Origin of the sequence: Nonomuraea sp. NPDC049480, assembly GCF_044465905.1 — a bacterium.
In the GTDB taxonomy this organism is placed as follows: domain Bacteria; phylum Actinomycetota; class Actinomycetes; order Streptosporangiales; family Streptosporangiaceae; genus Nonomuraea.
In genome coordinates this window covers 787,556-808,738 of the sequence record NZ_JBITMD010000002.1, presented here as the reverse complement: position 1 = coordinate 808,738, position 21,183 = coordinate 787,556, and the positions used below count along the sequence as shown (strand labels likewise).

22 protein-coding genes are annotated in these 21,183 nt (G+C 70.8%); 13 read left to right on the top strand and 9 right to left on the bottom strand.

The window, feature by feature from the left end; translation table 11 throughout:
• The first annotated feature begins 38 nt into the window (after positions 1-38).
• Positions 39-506: a hypothetical protein gene (locus tag ACIBX3_RS09115; RefSeq protein WP_397114767.1), complete on the top strand. Its 468-nt coding sequence runs from the start codon at positions 39-41 to the stop codon at positions 504-506.
• 1 nt (position 507) lies between these two features.
• Here ACIBX3_RS09115 and ACIBX3_RS09110 read toward each other — a convergent pair whose 3' ends face one another.
• Together ACIBX3_RS09110 and ACIBX3_RS09105 are read right to left on the bottom strand one after the other, a co-directional pair.
• Positions 508-1,335 (bottom strand): SAM-dependent methyltransferase, encoded by an 828-nt coding sequence (locus tag ACIBX3_RS09110; RefSeq protein WP_397114765.1) that lies wholly within the window; start codon positions 1,333-1,335, stop codon positions 508-510.
• A 70-nt stretch (positions 1,336-1,405) separates the two neighbouring features.
• Positions 1,406-2,359, bottom strand: coding sequence for a GlxA family transcriptional regulator (locus tag ACIBX3_RS09105; RefSeq protein WP_397114763.1), 954 nt, complete (start codon positions 2,357-2,359; stop codon positions 1,406-1,408).
• A 71-nt stretch (positions 2,360-2,430) separates the two neighbouring features.
• Here ACIBX3_RS09105 and ACIBX3_RS09100 point away from each other — a divergent pair, with 71 nt between their 5' ends.
• Both ACIBX3_RS09100 and ACIBX3_RS09095 read left to right on the top strand, forming a co-directional pair.
• Positions 2,431-3,735, top strand: a complete 1,305-nt coding sequence (locus tag ACIBX3_RS09100; RefSeq protein ID WP_397114761.1) for an MFS transporter — start codon at positions 2,431-2,433, stop codon at positions 3,733-3,735.
• On the top strand, positions 3,735-4,403 hold the full coding sequence (locus ACIBX3_RS09095; protein WP_397114759.1) for a peptidyl-tRNA hydrolase: 669 nt from the start codon (positions 3,735-3,737) through the stop codon (positions 4,401-4,403). The genes ACIBX3_RS09100 and ACIBX3_RS09095 overlap by 1 nt, the downstream gene beginning before the upstream one ends.
• Here ACIBX3_RS09095 and ACIBX3_RS09090 read toward each other — a convergent pair.
• Complete coding sequence (locus ACIBX3_RS09090) at positions 4,393-5,352, bottom strand: DUF3616 domain-containing protein (protein ID WP_397114757.1); 960 nt, start codon at positions 5,350-5,352, stop codon at positions 4,393-4,395. The genes ACIBX3_RS09095 and ACIBX3_RS09090 overlap by 11 nt on opposite strands.
• Positions 5,353-5,531: 179 nt before the next feature.
• Between ACIBX3_RS09090 and ACIBX3_RS09085 the strand changes: the two genes are divergently transcribed.
• The 6 genes from ACIBX3_RS09085 (at position 5,532) to ACIBX3_RS09060 (ending at position 11,606) form a co-directional block, all read left to right on the top strand.
• Positions 5,532-6,281, top strand: coding sequence for a hypothetical protein (locus ACIBX3_RS09085; RefSeq protein WP_397114755.1), 750 nt, complete (start codon positions 5,532-5,534; stop codon positions 6,279-6,281).
• Between the two features lie 36 nt (positions 6,282-6,317).
• Positions 6,318-8,267, top strand: a complete 1,950-nt coding sequence (gene ftsH / locus ACIBX3_RS09080; protein ID WP_397114753.1) for an ATP-dependent zinc metalloprotease FtsH — start codon at positions 6,318-6,320, stop codon at positions 8,265-8,267.
• A 141-nt stretch (positions 8,268-8,408) separates the two neighbouring features.
• Positions 8,409-9,002 (top strand): DUF937 domain-containing protein, encoded by a 594-nt coding sequence (locus ACIBX3_RS09075; RefSeq protein ID WP_397114751.1) that lies wholly within the window; start codon positions 8,409-8,411, stop codon positions 9,000-9,002.
• A gap of 19 nt (positions 9,003-9,021) precedes the next feature.
• The gene (locus ACIBX3_RS09070; protein ID WP_397114749.1) at positions 9,022-9,603 is read left to right on the top strand and encodes a Maf family protein; all 582 of its coding nucleotides are present in this window, start codon (positions 9,022-9,024) and stop codon (positions 9,601-9,603) included.
• A gap of 10 nt (positions 9,604-9,613) precedes the next feature.
• Positions 9,614-10,378 (top strand): EI24 domain-containing protein, encoded by a 765-nt coding sequence (locus ACIBX3_RS09065; protein ID WP_397114747.1) that lies wholly within the window; start codon positions 9,614-9,616, stop codon positions 10,376-10,378.
• A gap of 127 nt (positions 10,379-10,505) precedes the next feature.
• Complete coding sequence (locus tag ACIBX3_RS09060) at positions 10,506-11,606, top strand: DUF4192 domain-containing protein (protein WP_397114745.1); 1,101 nt, start codon at positions 10,506-10,508, stop codon at positions 11,604-11,606.
• Positions 11,607-11,761: 155 nt separating this feature from the next.
• Here the strand turns inward: ACIBX3_RS09060 and ACIBX3_RS09055 are convergent, their stop codons facing one another.
• Positions 11,762-12,106 carry a hypothetical protein gene (locus ACIBX3_RS09055; protein WP_397114743.1) on the bottom strand — a complete coding sequence of 115 codons (345 nt, stop codon included), beginning with the start codon at positions 12,104-12,106 and terminating at the stop codon, positions 11,762-11,764.
• A 135-nt stretch (positions 12,107-12,241) separates the two neighbouring features.
• Between ACIBX3_RS09055 and ACIBX3_RS09050 the strand changes: the two genes are divergently transcribed.
• Entirely contained in the window at positions 12,242-12,835 is a 594-nt protein-coding gene (locus tag ACIBX3_RS09050) for a DUF1707 and DUF4870 domain-containing protein (RefSeq protein WP_397114741.1), read from the top strand.
• 452 nt (positions 12,836-13,287) lie between these two features.
• Here the strand turns inward: ACIBX3_RS09050 and ACIBX3_RS09045 are convergent, their stop codons facing one another.
• The 3 genes from ACIBX3_RS09045 to ACIBX3_RS09035 all read right to left on the bottom strand — a co-directional run bounded on the left by ACIBX3_RS09045 (position 13,288) and on the right by ACIBX3_RS09035 (position 16,458).
• The gene (locus ACIBX3_RS09045) at positions 13,288-14,010 is read right to left on the bottom strand and encodes a septal ring lytic transglycosylase RlpA family protein (protein ID WP_397114739.1); all 723 of its coding nucleotides are present in this window, start codon (positions 14,008-14,010) and stop codon (positions 13,288-13,290) included.
• 269 nt (positions 14,011-14,279) lie between these two features.
• Entirely contained in the window at positions 14,280-15,803 is a 1,524-nt protein-coding gene (locus tag ACIBX3_RS09040; RefSeq protein ID WP_397114737.1) for an ATP-dependent DNA ligase, read from the bottom strand.
• 280 nt (positions 15,804-16,083) lie between these two features.
• Positions 16,084-16,458 carry an FKBP-type peptidyl-prolyl cis-trans isomerase gene (locus tag ACIBX3_RS09035; RefSeq protein ID WP_397114735.1) on the bottom strand — a complete coding sequence of 125 codons (375 nt, stop codon included), beginning with the start codon at positions 16,456-16,458 and terminating at the stop codon, positions 16,084-16,086.
• Positions 16,459-16,535: 77 nt separating this feature from the next.
• On the opposite strand from ACIBX3_RS09035, the gene ACIBX3_RS09030 reads away from it, so the two are divergent.
• Complete coding sequence (locus ACIBX3_RS09030; protein WP_397114733.1) at positions 16,536-17,291, top strand: SDR family NAD(P)-dependent oxidoreductase; 756 nt, start codon at positions 16,536-16,538, stop codon at positions 17,289-17,291.
• 78 nt (positions 17,292-17,369) lie between these two features.
• Here ACIBX3_RS09030 and ACIBX3_RS09025 read toward each other — a convergent pair whose 3' ends face one another.
• Positions 17,370-18,809 carry a GuaB1 family IMP dehydrogenase-related protein gene (locus ACIBX3_RS09025; protein ID WP_397114731.1) on the bottom strand — a complete coding sequence of 480 codons (1,440 nt, stop codon included), beginning with the start codon at positions 18,807-18,809 and terminating at the stop codon, positions 17,370-17,372.
• A 94-nt stretch (positions 18,810-18,903) separates the two neighbouring features.
• On the opposite strand from ACIBX3_RS09025, the gene ACIBX3_RS09020 reads away from it, so the two are divergent.
• Entirely contained in the window at positions 18,904-19,356 is a 453-nt protein-coding gene (locus ACIBX3_RS09020) for a GyrI-like domain-containing protein (RefSeq protein ID WP_397114729.1), read from the top strand.
• Here the strand turns inward: ACIBX3_RS09020 and ACIBX3_RS09015 are convergent.
• Positions 19,341-19,877, bottom strand: a complete 537-nt coding sequence (locus ACIBX3_RS09015; protein ID WP_397114727.1) for a TetR/AcrR family transcriptional regulator — start codon at positions 19,875-19,877, stop codon at positions 19,341-19,343. The two genes, ACIBX3_RS09020 and ACIBX3_RS09015, sit on opposite strands and share 16 nt — an antisense overlap.
• A gap of 83 nt (positions 19,878-19,960) precedes the next feature.
• On the opposite strand from ACIBX3_RS09015, the gene ACIBX3_RS09010 reads away from it, so the two are divergent.
• Positions 19,961-21,178: an FAD-dependent monooxygenase gene (locus ACIBX3_RS09010; protein WP_397114725.1), complete on the top strand. Its 1,218-nt coding sequence runs from the start codon at positions 19,961-19,963 to the stop codon at positions 21,176-21,178.
• Positions 21,179-21,183 lie beyond the last annotated feature (5 nt).

The window sequence follows — 21,183 nt, the reverse complement described above, 5'->3', positions numbered from 1 at the left end:
GGTGGTCTTTATAGCATGCCCCTGCTAATTTATTTGGCATGGATGTGCTAAAAACACTGCTCGTCGTGGGACTGGTCGTCTATGTCGTGGCCAGGCGGATGATGGGCGAGCCGCTCGTCGCCAGGGACGTGTACGTGCCGCCTGTCGTGCTGGTCGCGATCGGCGGCCACGGCGTGCTGGAACAGGACCTGTCCGCGCTGGACGCCGGGTGGCTGGCCGTGACGGTCCTGCTCGGCGTGGCCTTCGGCGCGCTGCGGGCCGCCACCGCGGTCGTCTATCCGAAGGACGGCGTCCTCTGGCAGCGCTACACGTGGAAGACGCTGGTGGTCTGGGTGATCACGTTCGCCATCAGCCTCGGCGTGGGCGCGCTGGCGGTCATGGCCGGCATGTACGCCGAGACCAGGTCCATGCCGCTGTCGATCGGCGTCGGACTGTTGGGCGAGGCGCTGGTCGTCCTGATCAGAGCGCGGGCGGCGGGCGTGCCGTTCGCGCCTGACAAAAGATGATTTATCCGCGTACGCGCCCCACGCCGGCCAGAATGCCGGACTTGACGAGGTCGTACGAGCCGTCGGGGGAAGCGTCGGGCGTCCAGTCGGCGACCGGAACCACGCCGGGCCCGAGCAGGTCGAGACCCTCGAAGTAGGAGGCGATCTCGGCGTAGCCGCGGCTGGCCAGGCCGCCCGAGGTCGTGCCCCGGTAGACCTGCTGGCCGGTCTCGGTCTCGTCGGCCGTGGCGTCGCCCGCGTACAGATGCGACAGCACCAGATAGCCGCCCGGGCGCAGCCGCTGCCGGATGCGGGCCATGATCTGAGCCGCCTCGGCGTTGTCGGGGACGAAGTGCAGCACCGCCACCAGCAGGACCGCGAACGGCCGGCTGAGGTCGAGGTGCTCGGCCACGCGCGGGTCGTCCAGGATCGCGTCGGTGTCCTTGAGGTCGCCCTCCAGGGCGATGACGTCCGTGTCCCTGGCCAGCAGCGCGCGGGCGTGGGTCAGGACGACCGGGTCGTTGTCGGCGTACACGACCCGGGAGCCCGGACCGTGCCGCCGGGCCACCTGGTGCACGTTGTCCTGGGTGGGCAGTCCGGCGCCGATGTCGATGAACTGGCGCACGCCCGCCTCGGCGATCATCCGCACCGCCCGGCCGAGGAACCCCCGGTTGGCCTGGGCGATCGCGCGGGCGTCGTTGCCCATCCGGCGGCCGAGCTCCATCATCCTCTCGGCCGCCTCGCGGTCGGCGGCGAAGTTGTCCCGGCCGCCCAGGTAGTAGTCGTACATGCGGGCGACGCTGGGCACGTTCGGGTTGATCCCGGCAGGTACGCGATCCGCCTCGGTCATGTGACGACCTCTCCTGGACGATCTTCCTGGCGCTGATTCTAGGGCCGGGAAAGCCGGTTCGGGCAACCCGTCAGACGCGGCGGAAGGTGTTCCTGTAGGCGAGCGGCGCCACCCCGACCGCCGCGTGCAGGTGCTGGCGCAGCGAGACCGCCGTGCCGAAGCCCGCCCGCCTGGCCACCGCCTCCACGCCGAGGTCCGTCGTCTCCAGCAGGTGCCTGGCGTGCCGCACCCGCTGCCCGGTCAGCCACTTGGCCGGGCTCACGCCGGTCTCCTCGCGAAAACGCCTGGTGAACGTGCGCACGCTCATCCTGGCGTGGCCGGCCAGCGCGCCCAGGTCGAGCGGGTCTTCCAGGTGGGCGAGCATCCACTCGCGGGTGGCCGCCGTGCCGCCGGCGGCGGCATCGTGCGGCAGGGGGCGCTCGACGTACTGGGCCTGGCCGCCCTCCCGCCACGGCGGCATGACGCAGCGGCGGGCCGCGCGGTTGGCCACCTCGCTGCCGTGGTCGCGCCTGATGACGTGCAGGCACAGGTCCATTCCGGCCGCCACCCCGGCCGAGGTCAGCATGTCGCCGTCGTCCACGAACAACACATCGGGATCCAGCTTCACCTGCGGGAACAGCTGGGCGAACCGGCCCGCCTCGCGCCAGTGCGTGGTGGCCGGCCGGCCGTCGAGCAGGCCGGCCGCGGCCAGCACGAACGAGCCCGTGCAGATCGACATCGTGCGCGGCCGGTCCCGCAGCGCCGCCCGCAGCGTGTCCGAGATCGTGCCGTCCTTCATCGCCCGGCCCGCGTGGATGCCGGGCACCAGGACCGTGTCGGCGGCGTCGAGCACGTCCAGGTCGTGGTCGGGCAGGACGCTGTAGCCGGCCGAGCAGCGGACCGGGCGGCGGCCCTCGGAGCAGGTCACCACCTCGTACAACTTCTCGCCCTCCGGGGTCTCGGCCGCCCAGAACACCTGGCCGGGCACGCCGAGGTCCATGGGGGCGAAATGGTCGAGCACCACCACGGCGACACGATGGGTCATGGCTTGATTCTTTCACATATTGGCTTTCCGGCCACTCGTCGCCGTGTAAGGGGATAAATCAGGATTGGCGCATGACGTTGAGCACCACCCCGACCCCCACCCGTCGCGGGCTGCACAGGGCCTGGTTCGTGGCGGCCGTCGCCTTCGTGGCCATCCTCGGCGCCGCCGGGTTCCGGGCCACCCCGGGCGTGCTGATCAACCCGCTGCGGGAGGAGTTCGGCTGGTCGACCGGCACGATCTCGCTGGCCGTGTCGGTCAACCTGGTGCTCTACGGCCTGACCGCCCCGTTCGCGGCCGCGCTGATGGACCGCTTCGGCATGCGCCGGGTGGTCGCGCTCGCCCTGCTGCTGATCGCCGCGGGCAGCGGGCTCACCGTGCTCATGACGGCGAGCTGGCAGTTGCTGCTGCTCTGGGGTGTGTTCGTGGGACTGGGCACGGGGTCGATGGCGCTGGTGTTCGCCGCGACCGTCGTGGACCGGTGGTTCGTCCGCCATCGCGGCCTGGTCACCGGCATCCTCACCGCGGGCGGCGCCACCGGCCAGCTGATCTTCCTGCCCGTCCTCGCCCAGCTCGCGGAGGGACCGGGGTGGCGGTTCGCCTCGCTGTCCGTGGCCGGGTCGGCGCTGGCCGTGGTGCCGTTCGTGTGGTGGCTGCTGCGCGACCGTCCCGAGGACGTGGGCACGACGGCATATGGCGACCGAGCCGCCTCACGGAGTGAGGCGAATGCGCACGGCGCGGAGCCGGGCGCGGTGCGTACCGAGCCGAGCCGGGGCAACGCGGCGGTCAGGGCGGTCACCGCGCTCGCGCGGGCGGCGCGGACGCGGCCGTTCTGGCTGCTCGCGGGCGGCTTCGCGATCTGCGGGGCCAGCACGAACGGGCTGGTCGGCACCCACTTCATCCCCGCCGCGCACGACCACGGCATGGCCGAGCCGGTCGCGGCCTCGCTGCTGGCGGTCATCGGGATCTTCGACATCGCGGGCACGATCGCCTCCGGCTGGCTCAGCGACAAGATCGACCCCAAGGTGCTGCTCGGCGTGTACTACGGGCTGCGTGGGCTCTCGCTGATGGTCCTGCCCAGCCTGTTCGCGGCCACGACCGAGCCCAGCATGCTGATCTTCATCGTCTTCTACGGGCTGGACTGGGTGGCCACCGTGCCGCCCACGGTGGCGCTGTGCCGGCGGATCTACGGCGCCGACGGGGCCGTGGTGTTCGGATGGGTGTTCGGCTCGCACCAGGTCGGCGCCGCGTTCGCCGCCGTCGGCGCCGGTCTCACCCGCGACCACCTGGGCGCCTACGACCTCGCCTGGTACGGCGCCGGCGCCCTCTGCCTCATCGCCGCCGGCATGTCCCTGGCGATCAGGCATGCTAAGAAGTGATGAACGAGCTCTATGTGTTGCCGCTGGTCGTCAGGATCGAGCGGGCCATGAAGACCACCGGGCCCCCCGAACGCACCGACGCCCTCGAAGCCGCCGCCATGGCCGTGCTGAGCCTGCTCGACGACCCGGGGGAGTGGGCGGACGAGCTGCACGCCTGGCAGGCCACCGGCAAGATCCGCAAGGTGGTGCGCCGGGCCAGGGGCAGCGAGTGGCGGCGCGCGATCGCGCTGCCCGGGCGCACGATCGAGCACCGTACGGCGGAGGTGCGCGTGCACCCGCCCGTGCCGCTCGACGACTGGCCCAGGGACCTCGCCCGGCTGCAGGTGTCGGGCACCGAGCTGACCGACACCGGCGAGCTCCCGCCCGCCGAGCCGCCGATCCTGTGGGCCAACCCGAAGCTCGCCATGTCCGCGGGCAAGGCCATGGCGCAGGCCGGGCACGCCGCCCAGCTCGCCTGGTGGGCCAGCGACGCGGCCGAGCGGGCGGACTGGCGCGCGAACGGCCTGGCCGTCTCCGTGCGCACGGCCGTCGACCAGGACGGCTTCGACGCCAAGGTCGACGCCGGGCTGCCCGTGGTGCGCGACGCCGGGTTCACCGAGATCGAGCCAGGTTCGTCCACGTTCGTCGCGGACGCTCCCTGGCTCTTCGGCCGGGTCGCTAGATCGTGAACACGTCGGCCAGCACGCCGCCGGCCGGGGTGATGCGTGCGGGCGACGGACTGTCGTACACGACCATGAGCCGGCCGTCGTCCAGCAGCGCCAGGCCTTCGGGATGGTCGCAGCCCACGCCGTAGGGCAGTTCCAGCACCATCTCCAGTTCGTCCCCGGGGACCACGCCGGACCGCCGTTCCGGCCGCCAGCGCATCACCCGCACCGGTCCGTCGAGGTCCATGGTGGGCCCGGTGAGCAGCAGGAGTGAGTCGCCGTCAGGGCACAGGTCCCGCACGCCGAGCCCGCCCAGGTCCAGGAAGTGCTTGCGGTACGGCTCGCGTACCCGTAGCCGGCGCCGGCCCCCGTCGTCGAGCCGCCGGAGCTCGAGCTCCAGCACCACCGCCCAGCCCCGCAGCACGGGGCCGCGCAGCCCGATGTAGACCCGCTCCGACACGACGGCGATGCCCTCGACGTCGAAGCCGTTGTCCTTGCCGGGCAGCGCCAGGAACGGCCCCAGATGCCGGTCCTCGCGCAGGTAGGACGTGAGGTTGTGGCCGCCGGCCAGGACCGCCCCGGGACCCGGCGCCTCGTCGCGCAGGGGCAGGCGGGCCAGGATGAAGCGGTTCTCCTCCCTGACCACCGTGGCCAGGCGGTCGGCGGCCTTGTCCGGGTCCTTCGACTTGACCCGCTTGCGCTTGAGGCTGTGCGAGCCGACCAGCCACAGGTAGCCGTTCGCCCGGGCCAGGCCCTCGATGTCGGCTTCGTCCTCCGGGCCCGCGGGGAGGTCGATGTAGTCGGCCAGGCGGAACGTGCGCTGCTCACCGAAGTGATCGCCCGTCCACGCCAGATGTTCGAAGGTCGCGGTCTCGTCGCCGGCGACCCAGAGGCCGCTCGCGCTCTGCCGGATCGCCGAGAGATTCGTGTGCGTTTGCGACGCTCGGGATGCGTGGTCGAATCGTAGCTCCACCTGTTCCACCACGCCATGATTGCACTTCGGTTGCTTCCTGGGCGCAATGGCGCGATATGTCGTACGCTCCCGTCGTGCACGATGGGGAAGATGTGATCAAGGGTTCCCAAGTGAAGACCGCGCCCAGGCCTGGAGCCCTTGCTTCTCCGCCCAAACGCTCCCGCATCTGGGATATCCGGATGCGGGTGGTGTACCGGGGGCTCGCCGTGACAGCCGCCGTGGCGGCCGCCGCGGTGACGCTCGTCGTGGTGCTCCCGGCAGAGCCGGGCGAGGTCGTCGCACGGCCGGTCACCGCGCCGCCGGCCGCGCCGACCTCGTCCGGCCCCGCACCCGCACCTTCGCAAGCCCCTGCGGCCAAGGCCGCGCCGACGCCGGGACCGTCGCTCGCGCCCGGCTACACCGCGATGGAGGCCCTGTACGCGGACTCGCGCGTCCCCCGGCTGACCGGCGCGGTCAAGCGCATGAGCCTGAGCTCCCCGTCCCGGCGGGTGGTCAAGGACACGCGCAGCGGCCTGGCCGTGCCCAAGCTCACCAAACCGTGGAAGGCGTACGGGGCGGCGCCGTTCAGCACCAGGCAGGTGCTGCCCAAGAAGCGCGGCACCAGCCTGCGCGGCATGTTCGTCACCTGCCCGCTCCCCATCCTGGAGCAGGAGTCCGCGCGCGACACGGCCCTGCTGGCCGCCCGCTGGACCCTCAACCACCACCCCAAGGGAGCCAAGATCCGCTGGCTCGCCTCGCAGCAGGTCAAGCGGGGCTGGATGCTCGTCTACCGCGTCACTTACGGCAAGCACACCTCGCGCGCGGCCGTCGTGGTCATGGACGGGGGAATGAGCAAGCCCGGCCTGGCGTTCGTCACAGTGCCTGACGCGCAGCGCAAGCAGTGGCGGGACATCAGTCGCGTGGTCTCAGGGGTGCGTGTTCTAGGCTAGAAAGATCATGGTTGCGGCGATATGGGGAGTGACGCCGTGGAACGCTCTGGACCGCCGCAGGCGCCGGACAAAGGCAAGGGCAAGCCGCCCTGGCGCTCGGAAGGCCTGCCCGGCACGCCGGGAGGCCGGCCCAAGATTAACTGGTGGCGATTCGTCGTCACCTTGCTCGTCGTGTACGCGGCCTTCTTCGTCGTCTCGTCATTCGTCGACAGCGGATCCGTCGAGACCATCTCTTATACCGAGTTCACCAAGCAGGTGGACGCCAAGAACGTCAAGGACGTCTACGCCCAGGGCCTGTCGGTCGAGGGCGACCTCAGGGCGGCGGCGAAGAACCCCGAGAGCGGTGAGTCGTACACCAAGTTCGCCACCGAGATCCCGGCCTTCGCCAACACCGACCAGCTCGACCGGCAGCTCGCCACCGGCCAGGTCGAGATCACCTCGCAGCCCATCACCCGCGGCTTCTTCTCCAACCTGCTGCTGTCGCTGCTGCCCGTGTTGCTGCTTGCCGGACTGTGGATCTGGATCATGCGGCGTGGCGCCAGCATGATGGGCGGCGGCCTGGGCGGGCTCGGCAAGTCCAAGGCGGCCAAGCCGGTCGAGGCCGGGAAGGTGCGCGTCACGTTCGACGACGTCGCGGGCATCGACGAGGTCGAGAACGAGCTGGTCGAGATCGTCGACTACCTCAAGGACCCCGACAAGTACCGCAGGCTCGGGGCCAAGCTGCCCAAGGGCGTGCTGCTGGCCGGGCCGCCCGGCACCGGCAAGACGCTGCTGGCCAGGGCCGTGGCGGGAGAGGCCAAGGTGCCGTACTTCTCGGCCTCCGCCTCCGAGTTCATCGAGATGATCGTCGGCGTGGGCGCCTCGCGCGTACGCGACCTGTTCGAGGAGGCGCGCAAGGTCGCGCCGTCGATCGTGTTCATCGACGAGATCGACGCCATCGGGCGCGCCAGGGGCGGGGCCGGCGGCATCGGCGGGCACGACGAGCGCGAGCAGACGCTCAACCAGATCCTCACCGAGATGGACGGCTTCTCCGGCGCCGAAGGCGTGATCGTCATCGGAGCCACGAACCGTCCCGAGGTCCTCGACCCGGCGCTGCTGCGTCCTGGGCGCTTCGACCGTACGGTGCAGGTGGGCCTGCCCGACGCGGCGGGGCGCACCGCGATCCTCGGCGTGCACTCGCGCGGCGTGCCGCTGGACGAGGGGATCAGCCTCGACCAGCTCGCCAAGACCACGCCCGGCATGACCGGCGCCGACCTGGCCAACCTGGTCAACGAGGCCGCTCTGCTCGCCGCCAAGCGCGGCAAGGACAAGGTCTCGATGGCCGACTTCGCCGACGCGCTCGAGAAGCTGCAGCTCGGCGCGGCGCGCAGCATCGTGATGCCCGAGGAGGAGCGCACCAGGACCGCCTTCCACGAGGCCGGCCACGCGTTGCTCGGCATGCTCCAGCCGGGCGCCGACCCGGTCAGGAAGATCTCGATCATCCCGCGCGGCCGGGCGCTCGGCGTCACGCTGTCCACCCCCGACAGCGACCGGTACGCCTACGACGAGCAGTACCTCCGCGGCCGCATCACCGGCGCGCTCGGCGGCATGGCGGCCGAGCAGGTGGTGTACGGCGTCATCACCACCGGCGCCGAGAACGACCTCGAGCAGGTCACCATGATCGCCCGTGGCATGGTGGGCCGGTGGGGCATGTCGGACAAGATCGGCCCGCTGACCATCCTGCCCAACGACGGCCAGCAGCCGCAGGCCTCGCCCGTCACGCTCGCCATGGTCGACGAGGAGGCGCGGCGGATCGTCGAGGAGTGCTACGAGCGCGCGGTCCAGATCCTCACCGACAACCGGGACAAGCTCGACGGCATCGTGGAGGCGCTGCTGGAGCACGAGACGCTCGACGAGGCCGGCGCGTACGCGGCCGCCGGGCTGACGACCCGGTCCGCGGCCGTCGGCGAGCTGACCGTCCAGTCCGTGGCCGCGGCGGAGAAGTAGTGGTCCGGGGGCCGGAGCTTTCCGAGGGCCGGAACTCCCCCGGGAACCGGAGAAGGGGCTTTTCCGAGAATTAGCGCAATCCGGGCGTTGGCTCGATCCCGATTCGGGAAGCTCTCCCCCGACGACGATCGGGGGAGAGCGGTGACGCTGCAGGACGAGCTTCTCGAGCAGCTCGGAGAGCCGGGACTGGAACAGGTCGCCGGGATGCTCGGCACCGACACGGCCAAGGCCCGCGACGTCGTCCAGGCCGTGACCGCCACCGTCGTCGGCGGCCTGGCCCGCAACGCCCAGCACCCGGACGGCGCCGACGCGCTGCGCGGGGCGCTGGACGACCACGTGGACGCCGACCCGTTCAACGGCGACGTCGCCTCGTTGACCCGCGACGGGCACAGCATCCTCGGGCACGTGCTGGGCGGCCAGGGGACCGAGCAGGCCGCGGTCGTGCTGGCGCGGTTCTCCGGGATCGACAGAGTCACGATCATGAAACTGCTGCCGCTCATCGCCCCCATGGTCATGTCGCTGCTGGCGGGCCGGGTCGCGAGCCGGGACATGAGCGCCGCGGCCATAGCCGACGACCTGGCCGGGGAGCGGGCGGCGGCGCCCGCCGAGCTGTCGGAGGCGCTGGAAGGGCTGCTGGCGAACATCTTCGGCGGCGCCATGCCGCCTCAGGGCAGTGTGTACGGGATCCTGGAACGGGGGCAGTCCGCGCGAGGGACGTCGAACCCCGACTGGTGACGACCGGTAGGCTGGATCGGTGATCGTTCTGGCTTCCGCTTCTTCCGCCCGTCTGGCACTGCTGCGCAGCGCCGGTCTCGACCCCAAGGTGATCGTCAGCGGGGTCGACGAGGACGCCTACTCCGCGCACAGCCCCGCCGCGCTCAGTCTGGCGCTGGCCAGGGCGAAGGCCGAGGCGGTGGCGAGCGGGCTGGACGAGGGGCTGGTCATCGGCTGCGACTCGATCCTGGAGCTCGACGGCCGCCCGTACGGCAAGCCGGCCACCGAGGAGGAGGTCGTGGAGCGCTGGCGGCTCATGCGGGGCCGCACCGGCCGCCTCGTGACCGGCCACTGCGTGATCGACGTGGCGGCCGGGCGCCAGGTCGCGGAGGTGGCCACGACCGTGGTGCGCTTCGGCCGGCCGTCCGAGGAGGAGATCGCCGCCTACGCCGCCAGCGGCGAGCCGATCGGCCTGGCCGGGGCGTTCAGCATCGAGGGGCGCGGCGGGTGGTTCATGGAGGGCATCGAGGGCGACCACGGCAACGTGCTCGGCCTGTCGTTGCCGCTGCTTCGCGAACTGTTCGCGGAGCTGGGCTACGCGGTGACGGCCTTCTGGCGCTAGCCTGCCGGGCATGCGATCACTGCGTGATTTCACCTCTGGGGTCGGTTTCTTCCTCCAGGGGTTCGGATGGGTGGCCAGGAACGGCCGATGGTGGGCGTTCGGGCTGATCCCGGCGCTGGTCGCGTTCGCCGTGTACGTGGTGGCGCTCGTCTATCTCGGCACCAACGCCGCCGAGCTGGCCGAGTTCCTGACGCCGTTCGCGGACTCGTGGAGCTGGCGGGAGCTGTTCCGCACGCTGGTCGGGATCGCCCTGTTCCTCGGTGGGCTGGCGCTGGCGGTGGTGACGTTCGCGGCGGTCACGCTGGTGATCGGGGAGCCGTTCTACGAGCGGCTGTCGTCGGCGGTGGACGTGCTGGAGCACGAGGTCGAACAGCCGTGGTGGCGTACGCTGCCGCGCTCGATCAGGGACAGCGCGGTGACGCTGCTCTACGTGCTGCTGTTCACGGTTCCGCTGTTCTTCCTGGGCTTCGTGCCGGTCGTCGGGCAGACGGTGGCGCCGGTGCTGGGCGCGGCCGTGTCCGGATTTTTCCTGACAGTCGAGCTCGCGACGCTGCCCTTGGAGCGGCGGGGGATGGCCCGCAAGCAGCGTTTCGCGTTGCTGCGCGCGAACAAGGCCAGTGCGCTGGGGTTCGGGGTGGCGGTCTTCCTGCTGTTCCTGGTGCCGCTGGTGGCGGTGATCGCGATGCCGGCCGCCGTGGCGGGCGCCGCGCTCCTCGTACGCAACCGCCTGGCTCCCCCTCAGCCCGGATCGTCAGGCCCCATCAAGCCGGCCTGACGACGTCCGAGACCGCCTTCGTCCGGGGTCCGGCGCCGTCCACAAGCTTGGCCGAACGACGCGCCTTGTCCCCAGAACCGCTTTCGGGCCCGCGCCGCCACCCGCACCTTCGGCACCCTTGCGGCCCATGACCACCAACACCTCCTCCTCGGCGTCCTCGCCCTCCTCCTCGGCGTTCCTCACGCTGAGCAGTCCCGCCGACATCCTGGCCGCCGTCCCCTACCTCGTCGGGTTCCACCCGAGCCGCAGCCTCATCGTGATCGGCCTCGACGGCGGCCAGGCCAAGCTGGTGGTCCGCTGGGGTCTGCCGCTCCCGCCGGGCACCCTGGCCCCGCTGGTGCCCCTGTTCGACCGGGAAGGCGTCACCCAGGTCGTCATCATCGGCTACGGCTCGGGAGACGTCGTCACACCGGCGGTCGACGAGGCCAGGCTCCTGGCGGCCGAGGCCGGGGTCCGTCTCGGGGAGGCACTGCGCGCCCACGAGGGCCGCTACTGGTCCTACGTCTGCGACGCCCCGATGTGCTGTCCGGCGGAGGGCAACCCGTACGACCCCTCCACCAGCCGGATCGCGGCCGAGGCGACCGTGCACGGCCTGGTCGCCCTCCCGGACCGCGAGACACTGGAACGCACGCTCGCCCCGGTCACCGGCCCCGTGAGGATGGCGATGCGCCGCGCCACGGCGGACGTGATCGTGGAGCTCAGGGCCAGCCTCGCGGCCACCACCGACCTGGACGCCTTCGCCCGGCGCCAGGTGGCCGAGGGCCTGGCACGAGTCCGATCAGCACTCGCCATCCACACCGCAGGCGGCCGGCTCGACGACGCCGAAGCGGCGAGACTGGGCCTGGACCTGACGATCATCAGGGTCCGCGACGAGGCCTGGACGCTCATGCACGAATCCCACGCCGCGCTCTGGAGAGACCTGACCCGCAGGCTCGAGCCCCGCTTCGCCCCGCCCGCCGCGACCCTGATGGCCATGGCCGCCTGGCGGGCGGGCAACAGCGTGCAGGCCACGATCGCCCTCGAACGGGCCCTGACCATCGACCCGGGCTACTCGATGGCGAACCTTCTCATGCACGCGGTCCAGAATCTTCTGTCCCCCGCCATCATGCGAGGCCGCCTGCCCACGCCGGCCGAGCTGGACGAGGCCATGGGCGCGGCCCACGCGGGCTGGCTGCTCCCGCTGGTCAACCTCCTCGACGAGGCGGATTCACCCGTCCCACCCGGATGACCGGCGCACACGCTCACCCACACCGCGCACTCGCGCGAGCCGGCAATACCTGTAGACCTGCGCACTCAACGGACCAACGCCCAAAGACGGGCAACGCACGAAAGGGGGGAATGGGAAACGAAGGGGGCGCGGATGATAGAGGAATCGGGGACGGGTCAGAGGCTGCCCTCTTCCCGCCGGCGACGCTCGTTGTAGGCCCGCATGCGTGGCGGATACCCGGTGAGCTGAACGTCGTACACGGGTAATGCAAGGTCGCGAGCGACCTTGTGGATCACGGCAGGGGAGCCGACCCTGCGCCTGGTCCATTCACCGTCGTCGGCCACCGCCACAGCGGTCGTGTCGGTGGCAAAGGTCTCAGGCTCGACGTAGAACTCGACGCCACGCCGCGAACGGGCAAAGGCGATAAGCGCCTCGATGTCGGCGTCTGTCGCCTCACGGTCGAACTTCGCGATCTTAGGGCCGCGCCGCCGACGAAGGCCGTAGCGGTCTCGCCATCTCATGAATCCTTTTTATACCGTCTGGAGCTCCCGTGCGTCGGGGATGATCTCGGGGATACCTCCGGGATTCTCCCGATGGCGCCCGCGGCATTGGCGACGCAGTATGTGAATGTCTGCCCCGATTATCTAAGGAGTGTCATGGCGACTATGGCTGGGGTACCGAGAACCCCCGGGCCGGGACAGGTGCCGCCAGCTCATCTGCGCGTCACCAACCAGGACCGAGAGCATGTGGTCGAGCACGTCCAGGCTGCGTACGCGGAGGGCCGCTTCGACAAGCTCGAATTCGACGACCGGCTGGAGCGTGCGATGACCGCGCGCACCCACGGCGACCTGATGCCCATCATGACCGAGCTGTACGGCACCCAGGCCGCGCCCCAGCTCGTCCCGCGACCGGCGCCGGTTCGGCACGAGCGCGCGCCGGAGAGCAACGAACGCCTCGGCGCGGCCGCCGCCCACCTGCTGGTGCTCCTCGGGATCCCGATCGTCGGCCCCCTGATCATGCTGCTCACCGGCGGCAAGACCTCGCCCTACATCCGCAGGCACGCTCTGGAGGCGCTCAACTTCCAGATCACGGTGGTCGGTGCGACGGTCCTGCTCCCGTTCACCTTGATCGGTGTCGTGCTGCTGCCGTTCATCTGGGTCGCATCCGTCGTCCTCGCCATCGTCGGCGGCGTCTCCGCTCTGTCGGAGAGCACCTTCCGCTACCCCTGGACCATTCGCCTGGTCAAGTGACCCCGAGCGGCCATATCGCCTCCGGACCTATCGTTTGCCGGTTCCCGCCCCGCAGCGACCTCGCCAGGTCACGGCGGGGCGGAGTGCTTCCGAATCCAGGGACCGACGATTTCCGGGGTCGGCGCTTTTCAGGATCTGCGGCGTCCTGGGCCCGCGTTCTCCAGGATCGTGGAATCCTGTGCCGCCGTAGCATCCGCGTTTTCGGGGTCACCCGACGTTCAGGGTGTGACCGACGTTCAGGGTGCGCGACGCACGGGGCTCGCGACGTCCAGGACTCGTGACCACGAAGGCTGTCGACGTTCAGAGCCCGTGACCTCGAGGCGCGTGGACGCCAAAGGCGCGTGGACAGCGAGGCGCGGCTGCTGGTTCCACATGCGGAGCTTCGTGGCGCGGGGAACAGCGGTCGTCTGGTGAGGTCCTGGTTGCGTGCGGTGCCTGCCCGGGCCGGCGATCTAGCGGGCCAGGACCTCATACTTGACCCTCATGACGCCCGCACTTGTGTTGCCGATGGCGGCGAAGGCGGCGGCGGAGAGGTCGAGGCAGCGGCCGCCGGCGTACGGGCCGCGGTCGTTGATGCGGACCGTGACCGATTCGCCGGTGTTCGGGTTCGTCACCCGGACCTTGCTGCCCAACGGGAGGGTCTTGTGTGCGGCGGTCATGGCGGACGGATTGAAGCGTTCGCCGCTGGCCGTCATCTGAGGTTCGTCGTAGAACGAAGCGCCGCATGCGCCGGACGAGAGCACGCGGACCTTGGGCTTCGTGGCCTCCGTCTCAGCCTTGGCCGACCGCTGCGGGGACTTGGCGGGCTGCGGCTCGGCCTCGGCGGATTGCCGCGGTGACGTGGTGGGCCGGGTCTCGGCCTTGATCGCCGGCCGCGGGGACTTGGTGGATGGCACGACGAGCTTCGTGGGCTTCGGGTCGGCGCCCGCCGGCGGTTTGGGAGCCGGGGAGTGCGTCTTCGGGGCGGCCTGGACGGCGGCTTCGTTCGAGGTCGCCGGCTCGCCGGTGGACTCGGTGGACTTGCCGATCGATTCCCGGGCTGTGGTGGGGGAGTCGTCGTTGGCCAGGGCCGCCCAAGCGGTGGTCGAGGCGGTGGCGATGACGGCGGCACCCGCTGCGATGGCGCTCCAGCGGCGCCTGCCGGAGGGGAACGGTTTCTGGGAGTGCTGTCCCAAGGTAAACCACGGTCCTCAATGGGGGATAGGGCAGGGAAAGGCCAGGCCGGAGAGGGGGGGCCGTACGGCGGGGCCGATCCGTCGGCGGGGTGGGGGACCCCGCCGACGTGAGGACGAACATATGGGACCAAATACGGATAAAGACACCTTAATGGGACAGTAAGTGATATATGTCACTTATATGGCAAGATCGCCCATAATGCCCACCTGTGCGCCTTGGATCATGGGAGCGCTCCGCCGACGTCTGCCGTCAGCGCCGGAGTCCGGCGTCAGAACATGAGGGAGCGGACCGTGTCCACGGTGTCCGCGTCCTCCACGCGCTTGTCCAGGCGGTAGCGCAGGACCCGGGCGAAGCGGAGTGCCATGCCGCCGGGGTAGCGGGGCGAGCGCTGGACCCCGTCGAAGGCGATCTCCACGACCAGCTCCGGCCGGAGGTTGACCGTCCAGGCGTCCGTCGGCCCTTCGGCCAACTCCAGGAAGCGCTCGGTCTGCCAGGCCAGCAGCTCGTCCGTCAGGCCCTTGAACGTCTTGCCGAGCATCACGAAGCCGCCCTCCGGGTCGCGGGCGCCCAGGTGGAGGTTGGAGAGCTTGCCTTCGCGGCGGCCGTGGCCCCATTCGGCGGCCAGGACCACCAGGTCGAGTGTGTGGCGGGGCTTCACCTTGATCCAGCCGGCGCCCCGGCGGCCCGCCGCGTACGGGGACGACAGGGACTTCACCACCAGGCCTTCGTGCCCGGCCTTCACCACGTCGGTGAAGAACTTCTCCGCCTCCGCCACGTCCCCCGTGACCAGCCGCGGCGTCAGCAGACCTTGCGGGACCGTGCGGGCCAGGGCCTCCTGCCGCCGCGCATAGGGCAGGTCGAGCAGGTCGGCGCCGTCGACGCGCAGCGCGTCGAAGAAGAACACGCTCAGCGGCGTCCGCTCGCGCAGCTGGGCGACGTTGGTCTTGCTGGTGGCGCGGCCGGCCGTGACCTGGAACGGGTGCGGGCGGCCGTCGGGACGCAGCGCGATCACCTCGCCGTCCAGCACCAGGTCGTCGGACGGCATCTCCAGCACGGCCTCGACCAGCTCGGGAACCTGCGGGGTGATGTCGTCGAGCGTGCGGGTGAAGACCTTCACCTCCGAGCCGGAACGGTGGGCCTGAACGCGTACGCCGTCGAGCTTCCACTCCAGCGCCGCCGGCGTGCCGGCCTTCTCCAGGGCCGCGGCGACATTGGGCGCGCTGCCGGCCAGCATGGGCGAGACCGCCCGGCCCACCTCCAGCTTGAACGCGCGCAGCGCCTCCGCGCCGCCGCTCAGCGCGGCCGCCCCGACCGCGGGCAGCCAGCCGCGCAGGGTCAGCGCGCGCCGCACGTCCGCCGACGGCGCGCCGGACGCCTTGGCCACCGCCTCGATCATGACGCCGTCGAGCGCGCCCTGCCGCAGCTCGCCGTGCAGCAAGCGGCGTATGAACTGCTGCTCCTGGCTCGTCAGGCCGGCGAACAACTCGGCCACCAGGGCCTTGCGCGCCGCCTGCGAGCCTTGGCCGGACACGGACTTGATCCTGGTCAGCAGCTCGTCGACCGTGGTCAGCGTGGCGGTGGCGGCCAGTCTGGGCTGAGGGACGTCCTCCAGCGTGCGCCAGCCCACGCCCACCTGGCGTTGCGGGAGCTCGCCCGAAAGGTAGGAGATCGCGATCTCCGCCTCGTCGGGGCCGACCCGGCCCAGCAGCTCCGCCAAATGGGCGATCTTGCCTAGCCTGGCGGACGTGCGCGTCACCGCCTCGGAAACCCGGACCACGTCGATCAGAAGCACACGCCTATCGTGCCTCACGCCGCCGACATTCCCTACTCGATAACGACACTGTCGTCGTGCCCGATCTGCCGTCCCGCCTGCCCGATTCCGGATACGCGATCTTTCCGGTTCCCCGCGACGGCCGGTGAGCAGGGGCCCGCCGACCCAGCGGGCGAGGCGCCCGCCGGCTCAGGCGAAACGGCCGCCCGCCGCCGGTCGTGGTGCACCGTCGGCGACGGCGGGGAGGTGGGTCCGTCAGCTGACGGAGGCGGTGCTCGTCAGCTGACGGACACGACGTTCGTCAGCTGACGCCGAGCAGGTCGACGACGAAGATGAGCGTCTCGTTCGGCTTGATGGCGCGGCCCGCGCCGCGGCTGCCGTAACCGAGGTGCGGCGGGATGACGAGCTTGCGCCGGCCGCCGACCTTCATGCCGGCGACGCCCTGGTCCCAGCCCGCGATGACGCGTCCCCCGCCGAGAGGGAACTCGAACGCCTCGCCACGGTTCCATGACGCGTCGAACTCCTCCCCGGTCGAGAAGGACACGCCCACGTAGTGGACGCGGACGTTCTGGCCGGGCTTGGCCTCCGGGCCGTCGCCCTGCACCAGGTCGACGATCTCCAGGTCGGCGGGCGGGTTGCCCTCGGGGAAGTCGATCTCGGGCTTTTCGAGTGCCACGAAATGCTCCAATTGCGATTGTCGGCGATGAGATATGGACCCGAGAACTCTATGCCGTCGGGATATCGTCATCGTTCATGGCCGCCCTGACACCCGACGCGATCCTGCTCACCGGCCGCGTGGCCGTCGTCACCGGCGCGGCCCGCGGCATCGGGCTGGCGATCGCCGAGGCCTTCGCCGCGTTCGGGGCCCACGTCGCCGTCTGCGACCGCGACAAGGCGCACGCCGAGCTGGCGATGACGCTCGACGTGCGCGATCCGGTGGCGGTGGAGGTGTTCGCCGAGGCCGTACGCGAGCGCTGGGGCCGCGTCGACGTGCTGGTCAACAACGCGGGCGGCACCTTCCACGCCGCGTTCGAGGACACCTCGCCGCGCGGCGAGCGTACGCTCATCGAGGAGAACTTCACGCAGGTCACCGGCATGATCCGGTGGCTGCTGCCGATGATGCCGCCCGGGTCCTCGATCATCAACGTGACGTCGAGCGAGGCCCATCAGGCGGCGCCCGGGTTCGCCGTGTACGCGGCGATGAAGGCCGCCCTGGAGAGCCTCACGAAGTCACTGGCACTGGAGCTGGCGCCGAGGGGCATCAGGGTGAACGCGATCGCCCCCGACGCGCTCCGGACGGAGGGCGAGGAGGGTGTGCGCGAGCGCATGCTGGCCCGCCCGCTGCCGTACGAGCCGGTACGCGTCCCGCCGCTCGGCCGTCTCGGCGCCCCCGAGGAAGCGGCGGCCGCGGCCGTGTTCCTGGCCAGCGATCTGGCCGGTTTCGTCACGGGGGCGACGGTGCACGTGGACGGCGGGATCAACGCGGCCGGCGGCTGGCGGCGCACCTGAGCCGCCCCACCGGCCGCACGGCGTGGCGGCGCAAGTGAGCTCGATCATCGGCCCTGCCGCCTGGCGGCGCACCTCGGATCACCAGCTCTGGTGCAGTGGCATCCCTTCGGCATACCCGGACGAGCCCTGGATCCCGATGACGGCCTGCGCGTGGAACTCCTCCAGGTTTGACGCCCCCGCGTACGTGCACGCCGACCGCAACCCCGCCACGATCGCGTCGATCTGGTCCTCCACGCTGGGCCGCTTCGGATCCAGGTACATCCGGGACGTCGAGATGCCTTCCTCGAACAGCGCCTTCCTGGCCCGCTCGAACGCCGAGTCCTCGGCCGTCCTGAGCCGCACGGCCCGCGCGGAGGCCATGCCGTAGTTCTCCTTGTACTTGCGCCCGTCCGCGTCCGTGTGGGTGTCGCCGGGCGACTCGTACGTGCCCGCGAACCAGGAGCCGATCATCACGTTCGAGGCCCCGGCGGCCAGTGCCAGCGCCACGTCGCGCGGATGCCGCACGCCCCCGTCCGCCCACACGTGCCGCCCCAGGCGGCGCGCCTCGGCGGAGCACTCGAGCACGGCCGAGAACTGCGGCCGCCCCACGCCGGTCATCATCCGCGTGGTGCACATGGCGCCCGGCCCCACCCCGACCTTGAGGATGTCGGCCCCGGCGTCGACCAGGTCGCGTACGCCGGCCGCCGTCACCACGTTGCCCGCCGCCACGGGCACGCCCGGGGCGAGGGCCCTGACGGCCTGCAACGCCGAGATCATCTTCTCCTGGTGGCCGTGCGCGGTGTCCACGACCAGGCAGTCGATCCCGGCCTCCAGCAGTTCCTTGGTCTTGGCGGCCACGTCGCCGTTGACGCCGACGGCCGCCGCGACGCGCAGCCGGCCCTCGGCGTCGACCGCGGGCTGGTAGAGGGTGGCGCGCAGCGCCCCCGTACGGGTGAGGATGCCGACCAGCCGCCCGCTGCCGTCCACGATGGGCGCCAGCCGGTGACGGCCCTCGTGCAGCCGGTCGAACGCGGACCGCGGGTCCAGCCCGGCGGGCAGCGTCAGCAGCTCGCTCGACATGACGTGGGACAGCTGCGTGAACATGTCGACGCCCTGGCAGTCGGCCTCGGTGACGACGCCGACGGGACGGTTCTCCCAGTCCACGACGATGATCGCGCCGTGCGCCCGCTTGGGGAGCAGGTGCAGCGCCTCGCCGACGGTGTCGTGCGGGGTGAGCGTCAGCGGGGTGTCGTGGACGAGATCGCGTTTCTTGACCCAGTCGACGACGTTCGCCACGACGTCCAGCGGTATATCCTGCGGAATCACGGCGATGCCGCCCCGCCGGGCCACGGTCTCGGCCATGCGGCGGCCCGCGACCGCGGTCATGTTGGCCACGACGAGGGGGATGGTGGTGCCGGTGCCGTCGTTGGTCGAGAGGTCGACGGCGAGCCGGGAGGTGACCGAGGAGCGCGACGGGACCATGAACACGTCGCTGTAGGTCAGATCGTGATGGGGGTCGAGGCCGTTAAGAAATTTCACGTTTGTCCATCTTATGTGGTGACAAGTCAACAAGGAGTTTCCCCGTTTCCCGGGGGCTTATGATCGGCCGGGACACTTTGGGGAGGGAGGGTCTGTGGACGTCATCGAAAGACCCGAGCTGACTGTGGTCGGTCTCGTCGTACGCACCACCAACGCCGATGAGATGGACCCGGCGCGGGCCAGGCTGCCCCTGCTGTGGCAGCGGGCGGGCGCGCCGGGGGCCTTCGCGCACGTGCCCGGCCGCGTCGACGAGAACCTCTACGCGGTGCTGATCGACTACGAGAGCGACCACAACGGCGCCTACACGCAGATCGTCGGCACCGGCGTGCGCACGGTGCCGCGGCTGCCCGAGGGCATGGTGGCCGTACGCGTGCCGGGCGGGCCGGCGCTGAAGCTTGAGGCCCGCGGCCCGATGCCGCAGGCGCTCGTCGAGATGTGGCAGCAGGTGTGGAAGCACACCGAGTCGGGCGGCACCCCGTCGCGCGCGTTCACCACGGATCTCGAGGTGCACCACCCGGGGGGCGTCGACCTCTACATCGCGGTCTGAGGAAGTCCGAGCGCGGCGGCCGCCGCATCGACGGCCGTCGGCTTGACCTCCTCCGCGGCCAGGTGGGCGTATTCGACCGTGCAGTCGGACATCCCGCCCAGCGCCACCGTCGCCCGGATGCGCTGCTCCTGCGTGATTCCGGGGCCGAGGAGCAGCTCGATGAGCCGGCGCCGCCAGTCGAACATGCGCTGGCCCAGGTCCATGTAGCCCAGCGTGTGCAGCTCCCGAACGATCATGACGGTCACGTCTCGGTGCCGCCAGATCAGCTCGAAGTAGTCCTCGAGCAGCCGGCGCGCCTCGCCTCCCGGCTCACGTGTGGCCACGAACCGCTCGACGTCCTCGATCAGCGGCTGGACGATGCTGCGCACCAGGTCATCGCGCGAGGCGAAGTGGTAGTAGAGCGCGGGCTTGGTGATGCCCAGTCGTTCCGAGATCTGGCGCAGGCTCGTGTTCTGCACCCCTTGCTGGAGGAACAGCTCACGGGCCACGGCCTGGATGCGAGATCTGGTGTCACTGGACATGCGTCGAGAATACCCCTTACCTTCCGTTAAGTAAGGGCGTACGCTGGACTCAACTTACCTTCCGTTAAGTAAGGAGATCTGGCATGAGGATCCTCATCTCGGGCGCGAGCGTCGCGGGACCGGCTCTCGCGTACTGGCTCAACCGGTACGGCTTCGCCGTCACCGTCGTGGAGCGCGCCCCGGCGCTCCGCAAGACGGGCGGCCACGCGGTCGACCTGTTCAGGCCCGCCATGGACATCGTCGAGCAAATGGGCGCCCTGGACCGGGTCCTGGCCGAGAAGACCGGCGTCGAACACCTGACCATGTACAGGGAGGGCCACGACAAGCCGATCGAGCTGGAGCTCCGCCGCGTCCTGACGGCCGTCTCGGACCGCCACGTCGAGATCATGCGCGACGACCTGAGCGAGATCTTCCACGACGCCACCTGCGACGACGTCGAGTACGTCTTCGGCGACTCGATCGCCTCGATCTCCGACGACGGCGAGGTGACGTTCGACAGCGGCCGGGAGGACCGCTTCGACCTGGTGATCGGCGCGGACGGCCTCCACTCCAACGTGCGCCGCCTGATCTTCGGTCCCGAGTCGGAGTTCTCCACCTGGATCGGCGCCTACCTGGCCGTCGTCTCGGTGCCCGACCACCTGGGCCTCGACGGCCGCATGGAGGGCATCGCGGGGGTGGGCAGGATGGCCGCCATGGTCGCCCCGCACATGGACGACGCCCGCGCGGTGTTCCTGTTCAGGACGCCGGAGCAGCTCGACTACCACTACCGGGATGTCGCCCGGCAGAAGGAGCTCCTCCGCGAGCGCTTCGAGGGAGTGGGCTGGGAGGTGCCGAGGCTCCTGGCGGAGCTGGACCGCACGCCCGCCTTCTACTTCGACTCGATCACCCAGCTGCGCCTGGACAACTGGTCACGCGGCCGGGTGACGCTCGTGGGCGACGCGGGACACTGCCCGGGGCCCGCCGTCGGCGGCAGCACGAGCCTGGCCGTCGTGGGGGCGTACATCCTGGCGGGGGAGCTGGCCGCGTACGGCGGCGACCACACGCGGGCGTACCCCGCGTACGAGGCCGAGATCGGCGACTACGTGCGGCGCAGCCGCACGTTCGCGATCAACGCGGCCAGGCGGATCGTCCCCGGCACGCCCTTCGAGCTGCGGGCGCTGGCCGGCATGGTGTGGCTGATCGACCACCTGCCCGCGGGCCTGACCAGGGCCGCCGCCAAGATCAGCAGCAGGGGCATGCGCCTGCACGACTCGATCGTGCTGAAGGACTACTCGACCCACGCCGTCGCCAGGGCGCGCTGACGCGC

Coding starts and splice junctions, on each gene's coding strand:
- ACIBX3_RS09115 (WP_397114767.1), top strand. CDS start 39: ATGGATGTGCTAAAAACACTGCTCGTCGTGGGACTGGTCGTCTATGTC.
- ACIBX3_RS09110 (WP_397114765.1), bottom strand. CDS start 1,335: ATGACCGAGGCGGATCGCGTACCTGCCGGGATCAACCCGAACGTGCCC.
- ACIBX3_RS09105 (WP_397114763.1), bottom strand. CDS start 2,359: ATGACCCATCGTGTCGCCGTGGTGGTGCTCGACCATTTCGCCCCCATG.
- ACIBX3_RS09100 (WP_397114761.1), top strand. CDS start 2,431: ATGACGTTGAGCACCACCCCGACCCCCACCCGTCGCGGGCTGCACAGG.
- ACIBX3_RS09095 (WP_397114759.1), top strand. CDS start 3,735: ATGAACGAGCTCTATGTGTTGCCGCTGGTCGTCAGGATCGAGCGGGCC.
- ACIBX3_RS09085 (WP_397114755.1), top strand. CDS start 5,532: ATGCGGGTGGTGTACCGGGGGCTCGCCGTGACAGCCGCCGTGGCGGCC.
- ACIBX3_RS09065 (WP_397114747.1), top strand. CDS start 9,614: ATGCGATCACTGCGTGATTTCACCTCTGGGGTCGGTTTCTTCCTCCAG.
- ACIBX3_RS09060 (WP_397114745.1), top strand. CDS start 10,506: ATGACCACCAACACCTCCTCCTCGGCGTCCTCGCCCTCCTCCTCGGCG.
- ACIBX3_RS09055 (WP_397114743.1), bottom strand. CDS start 12,106: ATGAGATGGCGAGACCGCTACGGCCTTCGTCGGCGGCGCGGCCCTAAG.
- ACIBX3_RS09050 (WP_397114741.1), top strand. CDS start 12,242: ATGGCGACTATGGCTGGGGTACCGAGAACCCCCGGGCCGGGACAGGTG.
- ACIBX3_RS09030 (WP_397114733.1), top strand. CDS start 16,536: ATGGCCGCCCTGACACCCGACGCGATCCTGCTCACCGGCCGCGTGGCC.
- ACIBX3_RS09015 (WP_397114727.1), bottom strand. CDS start 19,877: ATGTCCAGTGACACCAGATCTCGCATCCAGGCCGTGGCCCGTGAGCTG.
- ACIBX3_RS09010 (WP_397114725.1), top strand. CDS start 19,961: ATGAGGATCCTCATCTCGGGCGCGAGCGTCGCGGGACCGGCTCTCGCG.